Source organism: Streptomyces sp. NPDC058291 (assembly GCF_042880855.1).
Lineage (GTDB): Bacteria > Actinomycetota > Actinomycetes > Streptomycetales > Streptomycetaceae > Streptomyces.
In genome coordinates this window covers 8111-23688 of sequence record NZ_JBHVYK010000042.1, presented here as the reverse complement: position 1 = coordinate 23688, position 15578 = coordinate 8111, and the positions used below count along the sequence as shown (strand labels likewise).

Annotated in this window: 12 protein-coding genes; all 12 read right to left on the bottom strand. The window is 71.4% G+C overall.

Annotated elements, in window-relative coordinates; all coding sequences use genetic code 11:
• Positions 1–290 precede the first annotated feature (290 nt).
• Positions 291–1643, bottom strand: coding sequence for an MraY family glycosyltransferase (locus tag ACFVYK_RS21525; protein ID WP_389776286.1), 1353 nt, complete (start codon positions 1641–1643; stop codon positions 291–293).
• A 174-nt stretch (positions 1644–1817) separates the two neighbouring features.
• Positions 1818–3056 (bottom strand): serine hydroxymethyltransferase, encoded by a 1239-nt coding sequence (glyA, locus tag ACFVYK_RS21520; protein WP_389776283.1) that lies wholly within the window; start codon positions 3054–3056, stop codon positions 1818–1820.
• Between the two features lie 129 nt (positions 3057–3185).
• On the bottom strand, positions 3186–3866 hold the full coding sequence (locus tag ACFVYK_RS21515; protein WP_389776281.1) for a protein-tyrosine-phosphatase: 681 nt from the start codon (positions 3864–3866) through the stop codon (positions 3186–3188).
• Positions 3863–4510, bottom strand: a complete 648-nt coding sequence (locus tag ACFVYK_RS21510; protein WP_389776279.1) for an L-threonylcarbamoyladenylate synthase — start codon at positions 4508–4510, stop codon at positions 3863–3865. Before ACFVYK_RS21510 ends, ACFVYK_RS21515 begins: the two co-directional genes overlap by 4 nt.
• 82 nt (positions 4511–4592) lie before the next feature.
• Positions 4593–5432 carry a peptide chain release factor N(5)-glutamine methyltransferase gene (gene prmC / locus ACFVYK_RS21505; RefSeq protein WP_069770011.1) on the bottom strand — a complete coding sequence of 280 codons (840 nt, stop codon included), beginning with the start codon at positions 5430–5432 and terminating at the stop codon, positions 4593–4595.
• Positions 5433–5519: 87 nt separating this feature from the next.
• Positions 5520–6596, bottom strand: a complete 1077-nt coding sequence (gene prfA, locus ACFVYK_RS21500) for a peptide chain release factor 1 (protein WP_389776276.1) — start codon at positions 6594–6596, stop codon at positions 5520–5522.
• A 107-nt stretch (positions 6597–6703) separates the two neighbouring features.
• On the bottom strand, positions 6704–6928 hold the full coding sequence (rpmE, locus tag ACFVYK_RS21495) for a 50S ribosomal protein L31 (RefSeq protein WP_256908612.1): 225 nt from the start codon (positions 6926–6928) through the stop codon (positions 6704–6706).
• A 408-nt stretch (positions 6929–7336) separates the two neighbouring features.
• Positions 7337–8476, bottom strand: coding sequence for an LCP family protein (locus tag ACFVYK_RS21490; protein ID WP_389776273.1), 1140 nt, complete (start codon positions 8474–8476; stop codon positions 7337–7339).
• 343 nt (positions 8477–8819) lie between these two features.
• Positions 8820–10865 carry a transcription termination factor Rho gene (gene rho, locus ACFVYK_RS21485; protein WP_389776270.1) on the bottom strand — a complete coding sequence of 682 codons (2046 nt, stop codon included), beginning with the start codon at positions 10863–10865 and terminating at the stop codon, positions 8820–8822.
• A gap of 407 nt (positions 10866–11272) precedes the next feature.
• Complete coding sequence (thrB, locus tag ACFVYK_RS21480; protein ID WP_389776268.1) at positions 11273–12202, bottom strand: homoserine kinase; 930 nt, start codon at positions 12200–12202, stop codon at positions 11273–11275.
• Positions 12203–12868: 666 nt separating this feature from the next.
• Positions 12869–13927: a threonine synthase gene (gene thrC, locus ACFVYK_RS21475; RefSeq protein ID WP_389776265.1), complete on the bottom strand. Its 1059-nt coding sequence runs from the start codon at positions 13925–13927 to the stop codon at positions 12869–12871.
• Positions 13928–13933: 6 nt separating this feature from the next.
• A complete protein-coding gene (locus ACFVYK_RS21470) occupies positions 13934–15232 on the bottom strand; it encodes a homoserine dehydrogenase (RefSeq protein ID WP_389776364.1) in 1299 nt (432 codons plus the stop codon).
• Positions 15233–15578: the final 346 nt, after the last annotated feature.

Here is a 15578-nt window from a genome sequence, read left to right as displayed (position 1 = left end):
TCCATCGGCTCTGTCCGGGGGTACTCGTGAACCGTATCACAAACTATTTGATGAGGTCTTTACCTACTGGGTGTGCTCGCTGTCACACATGAGAGTGACAGTGCGCGTCTGGGCGGGATCGCGGGGAGCTTGTCTGGTATTGGCCAGGTTTGCCCTCCCGCAATTCCCCCACGACTTGGCAATGCTCTAGTCAGATTCTTACCTTGTCGGCGGTGAGATGGAGGCCCGGGCCGCCCTCGGATCCTGACCGCCGGGAGGGGCCCTGGGAGGGGGCGCTCACGCTCGCGCCCCTACGCCCGCTCGCGCTCCTGCGTCCGCGTCCGCGCGGCCCGCTCCGACAGGGCGGTGCTGCCGTTCAGCTTGCGGTGGGGGCCCGGCTCGCGGGCCGGGACCGTCTCCGGCGTCCGCTCGACCGGCGCCGCCGCCACGGCCGGCGAGGCGGCGGAGGCCGTCACGGCCTCGCTCGCCGTCCCCGCCCGCCGCCGGTAGCGCGGCGGGACGAAGGCCTCGGCCCAGCGCGGCGTGCGCGGCGTGAAGCGCGGCAGCAGAAGCAGTCCCAGGCCGACCGCGCTGAGCGCCACCACACCGAGGACGATCCACATGGAGGCCGAGTTGACCGAGTAGGCCAGCGCGCCGAACGCGATCAGCGCCGACCAGAAGTACATGATCAGCACCGCGCGGCTGTGCGAGTGGCCGATCTCCAGCAGTCGGTGGTGCAGATGCCCGCGGTCCGCCGCGAAAGGCGACTGACCGCGCCAGGTGCGGCGCACGATCGCCAGGACGAGGTCGGCGGCCGGGATCGCGATGATCGTCAGCGGCATCACCAGCGGGATGTAGACCGGCACCATCTGGTGGACGGCGTTGCGCTCGGACCCGGAGAACAGCTTCATGACGTCGGGGTCGACCTGGCCCGTGATGGAGATCGCGCCGGCGGCCAGCACCAGCCCGATCAGCATCGAGCCCGAGTCGCCCATGAAGATCCGCGCCGGGTGCATGTTGTGCGGCAGGAAGCCCAGGCACATGCCCATCAGGATCGCCGCGAACAGCGTCGCCGGAGCGGCGGCCTCGATGCCGTACGAGTACCAGATGCGGTAGGCGTACATGAAGAACGCGGCCGCCGCGATGCACACCATGCCGGCCGCCAGGCCGTCGAGGCCGTCCACGAAGTTCACCGCGTTGATGGTGATGACGACCAGCGCCACCGTCAGCAGGGTGCCCTGCCACTGGGTCAGCGCGACCGTGCCGACGAGCGGGATGGGCAGCCACAGGATCGTCAGACCCTGCATGACCATGACGCCGGCGGCGATCATCTGACCGCCCAGCTTGATCAGCGCGTCGATCTCGAACTTGTCGTCCAGGACGCCGATCAGCCAGATCAGCGCCGCGCCCGAGAGCAGGGCGCGCGGCTCGTTCGACTTCTCGAAGACCTCGTTGAGGTTGGTGAGATGGTCCGCGACCAGCAGACCGGCGCACAGGCCGAAGAACATGGCGATCCCGCCGAGCCGCGGAGTGGGTTCCCGGTGCACGTCACGGGCCCTGATCTCCGGCATCGCTCCGGCCACGATCGCGAACTTGCGTACCGGCCCGGTCAGCAGATACGTCACCGCGGCCGTGATGCAGAGCGTCAGCAGGTATTCACGCACGGGCTTCCCCACAGGTCTCGCTGGCCATCTCAGTCCCACACCCTAGCGATCGTCGGCCGCACGGCGCATACGTGTGAGGACTGCCGGGTACTGAGGATGGTTTCACGCAAGCCTGTGTGCGGGGGCGCACGGGGGTGTGCGAGACAGCGCGCACACGGCACGCGTACCCCCGGTTCAGCCGGGATACGGCGGAAACGCCAGGGCCAGCTCGCGGGCCTCCTCGCGGGCCTTCCTGCCCTCGGTCTCGTTGCGCACCACCCCCGCCAGCAGCGCCGCGATCCGCCTCATCTCCTGCTCCCCCATGCCCTGGGTGGTCAGCGCGGCGGTGCCCAGGCGCAGGCCGCGCGCATGCGGGTGCGGCAGGGCGCAGCAGTCCAGCACCATCCCGGCGGCCGCGAGGAGCCCCCGCGCGGCGCGGCCGTCCACGCCGAGGGGGGCGGGGTCGGCGGTGATGAGGTGGGTGTCGGTCCCGCCGGTCGTGACGGTGAGTCCCTCACTCTCCAGAGCGGCCGCGAGCACCCTCGCGTTGGCGACCACCTGATGGGCGTACGCGCGAAACGCGGGCGTCGCCGCCTCGCCGAACGCGACCGCCTTCGCGGCGACGGTGTGCATCTGCGCGCCGCCCTGCGTGAACGGGAACACGGCGCGGTCCACCCGTTCGGCGAGGTCGCCGCCGCACAGGATCATCCCGCCGCGGGGTCCGCGCAGCACCTTGTGCGTGGTGGCGCAGACGACGTCGGCGTACGGCACGGGACTGGGCGCCGCTCCCCCGGCGACGAGACCGATGGGGTGGGCGGCGTCGGCGATGAGATAGGCGCCGACCTCGTCGGCCACCTCGCGGAAGAGGGCGTAGTCGATGTGGCGGGGATAGGCGATGGACCCGCACACGATCGCCTTGGGCCGGTGGCTGCGGGCCAGCGCGCGGACCTGTTCGTGGTCGATGAGCCCGGTCTCCGCGTCCACCCCGTAGGGAACGAAGTCGAACCAGCGCCCGGAGAAGTTGGCGGGCGAACCATGGGTCAGGTGGCCGCCGTGCTGCAGCCCGAGGGCGAGGACCGTGTCGCCGGGCCGCAGCAGCGCCGCGTAGGCGGCCAGCACTGCCGAGGACCCCGAGTGGGACTGGACGTTGGCGTGCTCGGCCCCGAACAGCTCCTTGGCCCGGTCCACGGCGACGCGCTCGGCAACGTCGACGATCTCGCAGCCGCCGTGGTGGCGGGCCCCGGGATACCCCTCCGCGTACTTGTTGGCGAGCGTCGAGCCCAGCGCGGCCAGCACGGCGGGCGAGGCGAAGTTCTCCGCGGCGACCAGTTGCAGCGTGGACGCCTGCCGCTCCCGTTCCCCGAGCAGGATCTCGGCCAGCTCGGGATCCTGCCGGCGCAGGACATCGGCCTCGGGGACATGGGTGACCGACATGGGGCGCTCCGGGGCGACGACGGTGACGTACGTCCAATGTAGGCCCGGGGCGGGTGGCGCGCGCGGTCTCCGCACCCTCCCGTGGGACGGGTGCGCGGCCCCGGCGTCCTGGCGGGGCGCCGGCGGGCGCTAGGTGGTCGTCGCGGGGACGCCGGTGAGCGCTGTGACGACCGGGTCCAGCGCCTGGTGTATCTCGTCGCCGATCGAGCGGAAGAACGGCAGGGGCGCCCCGTACGGGTCGTAGACCTCGTCCGCCTCCAGTGTCGGGGCCAGGAGCCACCCGCGCAGCGCCGCCGCGGCGCGGACCAGGGCCCGGGCGCGCATCACGACGCCCTCGTCCACCGGGGGCAGGGTGGCCGGGTCGATGGCGTTCACCAGGCGGGTGAACTCCTTCAGGGTGAACGTGCGCAGGCCCGCCGAGTGGCCCATGGAGATGACCTGGGCGCGGTGGTCGCGGGTCGCCGTCAGGACCAGGTCGGCCATGATGACGTGCTCGTCGAGCAGCTCCCGGCCGGTGAAGCCGGAGGCGTCCGCGCCGAAGTCGGCCAGCACGGTCTCCGCGTTGGCCTCCATGGGCGCGCCCTCGTGGCCCCAGGTGCCCGCGCTCTCCACGATCAGCCCGCCCCCCAGCAGCCCGAGCCGCTGTGACACGAAATGCCGGGTCAGCCGCTCGGTGATGGGCGAGCGGCAGACGTTTCCGGTGCTGACGTGGAGGATGCGGAAGGTGTCGCGCGGATACCCGAACGTCGTCGTCTGCTCCGCGGCACGTTCCCCGTTGCCTATGCCACGCCCCGCGTCAGGGGCTGTCAATTCGCCACCTCGAGGTCGGGTACGACCTTGCGCAGCTCGTCCGCGGAGATCGCGCCGGCACGCAGCAGCAGCGGCGTCTCGCGGCTGACGTCGACGATCGAGGAGGGCACGTTGCCGGGGGTCGGGCCGCCGTCGAGGTAGACGGAGACGGAGTCGCCGAGCATCTCCTGGGCGGAGTCGCAGTTCTCCGGCGAGGGGTGGCCGGTGAGGTTGGCGGAGGAGACCGCCATCGGGCCGACCTCGGTGAGCAGCTCGATGGCGACCGGGTGCAGCGGCATCCGCACGGCGACCGTGCCGCGGGTGTCGCCCAGGTCCCACTGCAGGGACGGCTGGTGCCTGGCGACGAGCGTCAGCGCGCCCGGCCAGAACGCGTCGACCAGTTCCCAGGCCATCTCGGAGAAGTCCGTGACGAGGCCGTGCAGCGTGTTCGGGGAGCCGATGAGGACGGGGGTGGGCATGTTGCGGCCCCGGCCCTTGGCGGCCAGCAGGTCGGCGACGGCCTCCGAGGAGAACGCGTCGGCGCCGATCCCGTACACCGTGTCGGTCGGGAGGACCACGAGCTCGCCACGGCGCACGGCGGACGCGGCCTCGCGCAGACCGGTCACGCGGTCGGTCGCGTCGTTGGTGTCGTATCGCCGTGCCATTAGCGGGCCTCCTCGTACACGAAGTACCTGTGCGCGTCTGCGCGCGCGTCCTGCTGCGGGTCGAAAGTATCGGGCACGACGCTCACGGCATCGCCCTGCGGGCGGTGGCGAAGCGCGGCCGGTTGTTGAGGTCGGGGTGGTCGGCCGCGTCGGCCCAGCCCCGTTCCTCGGTGAAGATCCACGGCACCTGGCCGCCCTGGGTGTCGGCGTGCTCGATGACGACGACGCCGCCGGGGCGCAGCAGCCGGTGTGCGGTGCGCTCGATGCCGCGGATCAGGTCGAGGCCGTCCTCGCCGGAGAACAGGGCGAGTTCGGGGTCGTAGTCCCGGGCTTCGGGGGCGACGTACTCCCACTCGGTGAGCGGGATGTACGGCGGGTTGGAGACGACCAGGTCGACCTGGCCGTCGAGGTCGCGGAAGGCGTCCAGGGCGTCCCCCTGCCGCAGGTCGACCCTGGACCCCTCCATGTTCTTGCGCGTCCAGCGCAGGGCGTCCTCGGACAGTTCCACGGCGTGCACGCGCGAGCGCGGCACCTCCTGGGCGAGGGCGAGCGCGATGGCGCCGCTGCCGGTGCACAGGTCCACGATCCGGGGCTCGACGACGTCCATGGCGCGCACGGCGTCTATGGCCCAGCCGACGACCGACTCGGTCTCGGGACGCGGCACGAAGACGCCGGGGCCGACCTGGAGCTCCAGGTACCGGAAGAAGGCCCGCCCGGTGATGTGCTGCAGCGGCTCGCGCTGCTCGCGCCGGGCGATGACCTCCCAGTAGCGGGCGTCGAAGTCGGAGTCCTGCACGGAGTGGAGCTGACCGCGCTTCACGCCGTGCACGAATGCGGCGAGCTCCTCCGCGTCGTTGCGCGGCGAGGGCACGCCGGCGTCGGCCAGCCGCTGGGTGGCCTGAGCTACCTCAGCGAGCAGCAGACTGCGGGGGCTTGGGGGGCGTCCCCCAAATGATTGCTGCACGCGCGTCCTCCGTGTCGTCCTCGTCGTGCGTACGTCCTACATCGCCTACGCGGCCGCGAGCTTGGCGGCCGAGTCCGCGTCGACGCACGCCTGGATCACCGCGTCGAGGTCGCCGTCCAGGACCTGGTCCAGGTTGTAGGACTTGAAGCCGACCCGGTGGTCCGAGATGCGGTTCTCCGGGTAGTTGTACGTGCGGATCTTCTCGGAGCGGTCGACGGTGCGGACCTGGCTGCGCCGGGCGTCGGCGGCCTCCCGCTCCGCTTCCTCCTGCGCCGCCGCCAGCAGCCTGGAGCGCAGGATACGCATCGCCTGCTCCTTGTTCTGCAGCTGGCTCTTCTCGTTCTGGCAGGAGGCGACGACTCCGGTGGGAAGGTGCGTGATGCGCACGGCGGAGTCGGTGGTGTTGACGGACTGGCCGCCGGGACCGGACGACCGGTAGACGTCGATGCGCAGGTCGTTGGCGTTGATCTCGACGTCGACCTCCTCGGCCTCGGGCGTCACGAGCACGCCGGCGGCGGAGGTGTGGATGCGCCCCTGGGACTCGGTCGCGGGCACCCGCTGCACCCGGTGCACGCCGCCCTCGTACTTCAGCCGCGCCCACACGCCCTGCCCGGGCTCGGTCGCGCCCTGGCCGCCCTTGGTCTTCACGGCGACCTGGACGTCCTTGTAGCCGCCCAGCTCGGACTCGGTGGCGTCGATGATCTCGGTCTTCCAGCCGACGCGCTCGGCGTAGCGCAGGTACATCCGCAGCAGGTCGCCGGCGAACAGGGCCGACTCGTCGCCGCCCGCGCCGGCCTTGATCTCCAGGATGACGTCCTTGTCGTCGGACGGGTCCCGGGGCACGAGGAGCAGCCGCAGCTTCTCGGTGAGCTCCTCGCGCTGCTTCTCCAGCTCCTTGACCTCGGCCGCGAAGTCCGGGTCGTCGGCGGCGTACTCGCGCGCGGTCTCGACGTCCTCCCCGGTCTGCTTCCAGGAGCGGTACGTGCCGACGATGGGGGTCAGCTCGGCGTAGCGCTTGTTCAGCTTGCGCGCGTTGGCCTGGTCGGCGTGGACCGACGGGTCGGCGAGCGTCTTCTCCAGGTCGGCGTGCTCTCCGAGCAGCTCCTCGACGGCCTCGAACATGGTGGGCTCCTGAAATGACGAACGGGGGGAAGGGCGGGCGACCAAAAACGCCGGTCCCGGCGTGCCCCGGACGGGGACACTGCCGTGGACCGGCGAAGAGGGGCTCGCTACTTCGTGGAGCCGGCGGCGGCCTTGCCGAAGCGGGCCTCGAAGCGGGCCACACGGCCACCGGTGTCGAGGATCTTCTGCTTGCCCGTGTAGAACGGGTGGCACTCGGAGCAGACGTCGGCGCGGATGTTGCCGCCCTCGATCGTGCTGCGGGTGGTGAACGACGCGCCACAGGTGCAGCTGACCTGCGTCTCGACGTACTCGGGGTGAATGTCGCGCTTCAAGGTGTCTCCTAGTTTCGGGAGGGCGCCGGGTCGCTGCCGCGGGATACGACGAGCGTGAACCGGAGCCGACGTACCAGTCTGCCAGGACTGGCCGCATCCCCCAAAACCGGGGGGTGGGGCGATCTATTCCCGGGGGCCGGAAGAGGGAGGGCGCGGCGACGAGTCACGAGCCGCGGGCCGTGATCGCCGGCGAGGATGTGCGGCGACGGGACCACGGGCGACCTGCCCGCCGTCGGCGATTCGGCCCGGAGGCCGGGACCTCGTCCTCACCGCGGCGCGCGGCCGCGCCCTGCCGGCGCAGGGCCCGGGAGACCGGGCTGCCGTCCCGCCACGGCGCGGGCCGGGACTCCTGGCCGGGCGCGGGCCCACGAGGGGCCCCACGCCTGCCTCACGGCTGCCTCACGCCGTCTACGACGACGTGACGACCCCGGCCGCCTCGCCCGTCGCGTTGCCCGCTGTGGCCGCCGCGGGAATGGGCCGGTCGTTCTTCAGGGCCGCCCAGACCTGCTTGGCCTTCGTCTCCGAGACGATGACCCGGTTGGGGTTGGACGGGTCGTACAGGACCGGCATCGTGACCATGTTCATGTTGGTCGCGCTGATGCCCTTGAGGCCGTTGACGAACGACATCAGGGAGTTCAGCGAGGCGAGGTGGGAGTCGGTCGTGACGGCCTTGGTGGCGGTGTCGGCGAGGCCGTACAGCTTCGTGCCGCTGTTGAACAGGCCGACGTGCTTGACCTGGTCGACGAGCGCCTTGATGAAGGCCTGCTGGAGCTGGATGCGCCCCAGGTCGGAGCCGTCGCCGACGCCGTGCCGGGTGCGGACCAGGCCGAGGGCCTGCTCGCCGTCGAGGGTGTGCGCGCCGGCCTTGAGGTCCAGATGGCTGTCGGGGTCCTTGATGGCCTTGGTGGTGGTGACCCGGACGCCGCCGAGTTCGTCGATGAGCTTCTCGAAGCCGGAGAAGTCCACTTCGAGGTAGTGGTCCATACGGACGCCGCTGATCGACTCGACCGTCTTCACGGCGCAGGCCGCGCCGCCCGTCGAGTACGCCGAGTTGAACATCGCGTCGGACGCGGCGTCGTGCCCGACGCCCTTGGCGTCCGTGCAGGCGGGGCGGTCGATGAGCGTGTCGCGTGGGATGGAGACCACGCTGGCCTTCTTGTGGCCCTTGTACACGTGAATGATCATCGCCGTGTCGGAGCGGGCGCTGCCGTCGTCGGCGCCGCCGCCCAGCTTCCGGTTGGCTCCGGAGCGGGTGTCCGAGCCGAGGACGAGGATGTTCTCGGAGCCGTTGTCGGCCTTGGTGGGCCGGTCCGTGCCCAGCGCCTGGTCGATGTCGACGCTCTTGATGTTGCCGTTGAGCTTGAAGTACAGGTAGCCCACGCCCGTGCCGCCCAGCACGACGATGCCCGCGGCGGTCCACGCGGCGATCAGCAGCCCCTTGCGCCTGCCCCGCTGTCTGCGGTGGCGCGGGCCGTTGCTGCCGTCGGCCCCGCTCGTTGTGCCGGCCTCGCCCGGTATGCCGGGCTCCGGCGTGCTCTCGGCGGACATGCGCTCCTCGGTTCTCGTTCGACCTCACCATCGTCACTCCGCCGGGTCAGACGGGGAAACTCGGGACAGGGTTGCACGAACGCCCCGTGTCCGGACCGCGAGCGGACGGACACGAAGCGTCACGCAGGTGAGCGCGGACGCCCGCGCTCACCTGCGGTTTCAGCCGAGGCGTCGTACCGCGCGAGGTGCGCGCCGAGCGGTATGCCTGCGGAAAAGATCACACCGCCCGTGCTGCCGTCGCCCCGGTACGGCAGGAGCGGGCCGACGGGCGCTCCGGCAACGGAAAGGGCCGCCCCTCGAAAGTGAGGGGCGGCCCTTCTCCACCGGTCTGCGGCGACGGTCGTCAGTCGTTGTTGTTGCCCGGCGACGGCGTCGTCTTCTGGATCTGCAGCAGGAACTCGCCGTTCGACTTCGTCTGCTTCATCTTGTCGAGCAGCAGCTCGATCGCCTGCTGCTGGTCGAGCGCGTGCAGCACCCGGCGCAGCTTCCAGACGACGGCCAGCTCGTCGTTGCCGAGCAGGATCTCTTCCTTACGGGTGCCGGACGCGTCCACGTCCACCGCCGGGAAGATGCGCTTGTCGGCGAGCTTGCGGTCGAGCTTGAGCTCCATGTTGCCGGTGCCCTTGAACTCCTCGAAGATCACCTCGTCCATGCGGGACCCGGTGTCCACCAGCGCGGTGGCGAGGATGGTCAGCGAGCCGCCGTCCTCGATGTTGCGGGCCGCACCGAAGAAGCGCTTCGGCGGGTACAGGGCGGTCGAGTCGACACCACCGGACAGGATGCGGCCGGAGGCGGGCGCGGCGAGGTTGTACGCACGGCCCAGACGCGTGATCGAGTCGAGCAGCACGACGACGTCGTGGCCCAGCTCCACCAGCCGCTTGGCGCGCTCGACGGCGAGCTCGGCGACCGTGGTGTGGTCCTCGGCGGGACGGTCGAAGGTCGAGGAGATGACCTCGCCCTTGACCGACCGCTGCATGTCGGTGACCTCTTCCGGACGCTCGTCGACCAGGACGACCATCAGGTGGCACTCGGGGTTGTTGTGCGTGATCGCGTTGGCGATCGCCTGCATGATCATGGTCTTGCCGGTCTTCGGCGGGGCCACGATCAGACCGCGCTGGCCCTTGCCGATCGGCGACACGAGGTCGATGATCCGGGTGGTCAGCACGCCCGGGTCCGTCTCCAGCCGGAGGCGGTCCTGCGGGTAGAGCGGGGTCAGCTTGTTGAACTCCGGTCGGCCGCGGCCGTGTTCGGGCGCCATGCCGTTGACGGAGTCGAGACGGACCAACGCGTTGAACTTCTCGCGCCGCTCGCCTTCCTTGGGCTGGCGGACCGCGCCGGTGACGTGGTCGCCCTTGCGCAGGCCGTTCTTGCGGACCTGGGCGAGGGAGACGTAGACGTCGTTCGGACCCGGCAGGTAGCCCGACGTCCGGATGAAGGCGTAGTTGTCGAGGATGTCCAGGATGCCCGCGACGGGGATCAGGACGTCGTCGTCGGCGAGCTGCGGCTCCGGGGTGCCGATCTCGTCGCGCCCGCGACGGCCGCGGCGGTCGCGGTAACGGCCGCGACGGCCACGCCGGCCGCCCTCGAAGTCGTCGTCGTCCTGCGGGCCGTTGTCACGCTGCTGGCGGTCCTGACGGTCCTGCCGGCCGCCACTCTGCTGCTGACCCTGCTGCTGGCCGCCACGCTGCTGCTGGCCGCCCTGCTGGTCGTCGCCCTTGCGGCGGTCGCCGCGCTCCCCGCGGTCGTTGCGGTCGCCACGGTCGCGGCCGCGCTCACGGCGGTCGCGGCGGCGGCCCTCGGCGCCGTCGGCGTCGTTGCGGGCGTCGCCCTGCGGCTGGCCCTGGGCCTCGCTCTGCGCCGGGGCGGGCGCCTCGGTCTTCGCGGCGCTCTTGGCCTCGGCGACGACCGTCTCCGGGCTGCCCGCGTCGGCGGTGGCGCGGCGGCGACGGCGCTCGACGGGGGCTTCTCCGCCGGCCGGCTGGCCCGGGATCTCGATCTGCTGCTGGGCCACGGCCTTCTCGGCGGGGGCCTCGGCCGGGGCGGCGTCCGCCTTCTTCTCGGCGGCCTCACCCGTGCGGGCCTTGGAGGTGGCGCGGCGCTTGGGCTTGGTCTCGGCGGCGTCCGCCGAGGCGGTGGCCTTCGCGGGGGCGGCGTTGCCCGCCTGCGCCTCCTTGATGACCTCGATCAGCTGGCTCTTGCGCATCCGCGCGGTGCCCCTGATACCGAGTCCGGATGCGACCTGCTGCAGCTCTGCCAGCACCATGCCGTCGAGGCCGGTACCGCGGCGCCGCCGGGAGCCCGCACCGGTGGCAGGCGCGGAGGCGTCCGTGGCGGGCGCGGCAGCGGTCTCCTCGACACGTGCGCCCATCAGATCGGTGGTGTCGCTCACGAAGGGTCCTTCCCTGGAGCGGACGTCGGCCTGTCTGGCTCGGCGACCGTTTGTGCTGTCCGACTTCGGTCCTTGCTGTGGCGAAGCCGGGGCGGTGGTCCGCCAAAGCGGCGGAAGAGTGTGTGCTGGTGATGGCGCTACCGCGACGAGCCGTGACACCCAGTGTCACGCGGCGTGGTCGCACCGATTCCGGAGCGTGCCCCGAAAACCGCTCAGCGTCGCTGCACGGCGTACTGCCCAGGTACGACGTACGGAACGCAGTGCGGTTTGGGAAGCTCCCGGAAGAATGTCTGTCCCGAAGGGGGACACAAAGCACCTCGCCATGGTGGGGTCGGGTGCAGACTTGAGATTAACACTACCGGATCCAACAAACATTCCCCCTCTCGAAATCCGGCAACCGTGCACTTCTAGATGTCGCCGGAGGGCGCCAGGGGCAGCACGCTCGCCCCTCGCAGGTCCAGGGCCAGGCGGTTCGCGGCCCAGTCCGCGCCGGCCGAGGCCTCGATCTTGTCGGCCGTCCCCGCGTCGGCCAGGGCCATCACGGTGGGTCCGGCGCCGGAGATCACCGCGGGGATGCCGTCGGAGCGCAGCCGCTCCACCAGTGCCGCGCTGTCCGGCATGGCCGGCGCGCGGTACTCCTGGTGCAGCCGGTCCTCGGTGGCCGGCAGCAGCAGTTCGGGGCGTCGCGTGAGGGCCTCGACGAGCAGTGCGGCCCGGCCCGCGTTGGCGGCGGCGTCGACGTGCGGGACGGAGCGCGGGAGCAGTCCGCGCGCGGTCTCGGTGAGCACCGGTTTCCCGGGCACGAAAACCACCGGAACGATGGAATCGGCGGGCTCCATCCTGATGGCCCGCGCGGCGCCCGCCTCCATCCAGGACAGGGTGAACCCGCCGAGCAGACAGGCCGCGACGTTGTCCGGATGCCCCTCGATCTCGGTCGCGAGCTCCAGCAGACCCGCGTCGTCGAGCTTGTTCTCGCCGCCTATGGTCACCGCGCGCGCGGCGACGATGCCGGCGCAGATCGCGGCCGACGAGGAGCCGAGGCCCCGGCCGTGCGGGATGCGGTTGGCGCAGACGATCTCGAGGCCGCGCGGCTGACCGCCGAGGACGTCGAAGGCCGTGCGCAGGGACCGGACGAGGAGGTGCTTCTCGTCCCGGGGGAGTGTCTCGCTGCCCTCCCCCGCGATGTCGATGTGCAGCCCTGAGTCGGCCACCCGGACGACCACGTCGTCGAAGAGTCCCAGCGCGAGGCCGAAGGCGTCGAAGCCCGGGCCGAGGTTGGCGCTGGTGGCGGGGACGCGCACCCGGACGGGGGCTGCGCGGAAGGCGGGACCGGCCATCTCGCGATGACTCTCCTTGAGCTGCGGAACTGTCGAATGAGATGCGATGCGATGCGTAGATGAGGACCCGGGACCGCGGCGGCGACGCGGCACTGCGGCATATGCGGCGGGCGGGTTGTGTACAGCCTATCGAAGGAAGGTTCTGCGGCGACATAGGGCGCACAGGAGGCGCACGATGCGTGTCGTAAGCCCCCTGTGCCCCCACCGGAAAACTCCCCGGCCGGCCGCCCGGCGGGTCGCCGCAGTCGCCGGGCGGCGGGGTCTCCGGCTGGTCGTCCGCGGCGCGCCGGGAACCGCCCGGGCCCCGGGACTGCCGGACTGCCGGACTCCCGGACTGCCGGACTGCCGGACTGCCGGACTGCCGGACTGCCGGACTGCCGGACTGCCGGACTGCCGGACTGCCGACGGGATGCTCGCGCGGCCGCCGGGGGGTGGGAGAGCCTGGATCACCGAGATTGCGCAGGTCGCCGGGGGACGGAGCCGACCTGCGAGCCGATCCGCGCCCCGACCTGCGAGCCGATCCGTGATCCGGCCTTGGGGTCGGCCCGTGATCCGGCCTTCGAGTCGGCCCGTGATGCGGCCCCGGAGTCGGCCTTGGAGTCGGCCTGCGGACCGCTCACAGGTCGTCGTCGGGAGAACCGAGACCGGTGGTGCCGGTCGTGTCGCTCAGGCGAGCCCGAGGCGCTCGGCTGCCGTCGCCGCGTCGACCGGGACGGTGACCGGCTGCGGGGCGCCGGCGACGGCCCAGTCGGGGTCCTTCAGACCGTTGCCGGTGACGGTGCACACGATCCGCTGCCCCGGGTCGACCTTGCCCTGCTCGGCCGCCTTCAGCAGACCGGCCACGGACGCGGCGGACGCGGGCTCCACGAAGACACCCTCCTGAGCGGCCAACAGCCGGTACGCGCGCAGGATCTCACGGTCCGTCACCTCGTCGATGAAGCCGCCGGACTCCTCCTGCGCGGCCAGGGCGAACTTCCAGGAGGCCGGGTTGCCGATACGGATCGCGGTGGCGATCGTCGACGGGTCCTTGACGACCTCGCCGCGCACGATGGGCGCGCTGCCGGACGCCTGGAAGCCCCACATGCGGGGCGTCCGTGCGGCGATCTTGTCGGCGGCGTACTCCTGGTACCCCTTCCAGTACGCGGTGATGTTGCCCGCGTTGCCGACCGGCAGGACATGGATGTCGGGGGCGTCACCGAGCATGTCCACGATCTCGAAGGCGGCCGTCTTCTGCCCCTCGATGCGCACCGGGTTCACCGAATTGACCAGCGCCACCGGGTAGTTGTCGCTCAGCGCACGGGCGAGCGTGAGGCAGTCGTCGAAGTTGCCGTCGACCTGGAGGATCTTCGCGCCGTGGATGAGCGCCTGCCCCATCTTGCCGAGGGCGATCTTGCCCTGCGGGACGAGGACGGCCGAGACCATCCCCGCGCGCACGGCGTACGCGGCGGCGGAGGCGGAGGTGTTGCCCGTGGAGGCGCAGATGACGGCCTGCGCGCCCTCCTCCTTGGCCCGCGTGATGGCCATGGTCATGCCCCGGTCCTTGAAGGACCCGGTGGGGTTGGCGCCCTCCACCTTGAGGTGGACCTCGCAGCCCGTGCGCTCGGAGAGCACCTGCGCGGGCACGAGTGGCGTGCCGCCCTCACGGAGTGTCACGACGGGCGTGCTGTCGGATACCGGCAGCCGGTCCCGGTACTCCTCGATGATTCCGCGCCACTGGTGGGTCATTGCTGGTTACTCTCCTTCAACCCGCATGATGCTTGCGACACCCCGCACGGTGTCGAGCTTGCGCAGTGCCTCGACGGTCCCGGTGAGGGAGGCGTCGGACGCGCGATGGGTGACGACGACGAGGGAGGCCTCGCCGCTTCCGTCCAGTCGGCCCTGCTGCCGCACGGTGTCGATGGACACGCCGTGCTCGGCGAAGACGGTGGCGACCTGGGCGAGAACGCCAGGCTTGTCCGCGACGTCGAGACTGATGTGATACCGGGTGACGACATCGCCCATCGGCGACACCGGCAACGCGGCGTACGCCGACTCGCCGGGCCCCGTCGCCCCGCTGAGCCGGTTGCGGCAGACGGCGACCAGGTCGCCGAGCACGGCGGAGGCGGTGGGAGCACCGCCGGCGCCGGGGCCGTAGAACATGAGCTGTCCGGCCGCGTCCGACTCGACGAACACGGCGTTGTAGGCGCCGCGCACCGAGGCGAGCGGATGGCTCAGCGGAATCATCGCGGGATGCACCCGCGCGGTGACCGAGGCCCCGTCGGCGGCCCGCTCACAGATGGCGAGCAGTTTGATGGTGCAGCCCATCTCCCGGGCGGAGGCGAAGTCGGCCGCCGTCACCTCGGTCATGCCCTCGCGGTAGACGTCGTCGAGGCGCACGCGCGTGTGGAAGGCGATCCCGGCGAGGATGGCGGCCTTGGCGGCGGCGTCGAACGCCTCGACGTCGGCCGTCGGGTCGGCCTCCGCGTAGCCCAGGGCGGTGGCCTCGTCGAGGGCCTCCTGATAGCCGGCGCCGGTGGAGTCCATCTTGTCGAGGATGAAGTTGGTGGTGCCGTTGACGATGCCCAGCACCCGGTTCACCTTGTCCCCGGCGAGGGACTCCCGCAGCGGCCGGATCAGCGGGATGGCGCCGGCGACGGCGGCCTCGTAGTAGAGGTCCTCGCCGTGCTCCTCGGCGGCGGCGTGCAGCGCGGCGCCGTCCTGGGCCAGGAGCGCCTTGTTCGCCGAGACGACGGACGCGCCGTACTCGAAGGCGGTGGTGATGAGCGTACGAGCCGGCTCGATGCCGCCGATGACCTCGACGACGACGTCGATGTCCCCGCGTTTGACCAGGGCGGTGGCGTCGGTGGTGACGAGGGCGGGGTCGATGCCCTCCCGGACCCGGGACGGCCGCCGCACCGCGACACCGGCGAGCTCCACGGGGGCCCCGATCCTGGCGGCGAGGTCGTCGGCGTGCGTCGTCATGATGCGCGCCACCTCTGAGCCGACCACTCCACAGCCCAGCAGCGCCACCTTCAGCGGACGCGTACGCATCATCCGACCTCGTTTCCTCATACCGTCTACGGATGTTTCCGGTTGACCCAGTCTCACTCACCGGACCGGACTTTCTGCCCCTGGTCCGGATCGTGAGACATCTATTTCATTTCCAGGGAACGTCAGACAGAAGATCTTCCGCCCGCCCGGGTGGCCGCCCGCCCGGGTGGCCGCCCGCCCGGGTGGCGGGTGGCCGGGTGGCGGTGGCCGGGTGGTGGCGGTTCGACCGACCGTCCCCCGACGGTCAACCGGACATCCTCCGCCCTACCCGTCCTCCGCCCTACCCGTCCGCCGCCCTACCCGTCCGCCGCCCTACCCGTCCGCCGCCCTACCCGTCCGCCGCCCT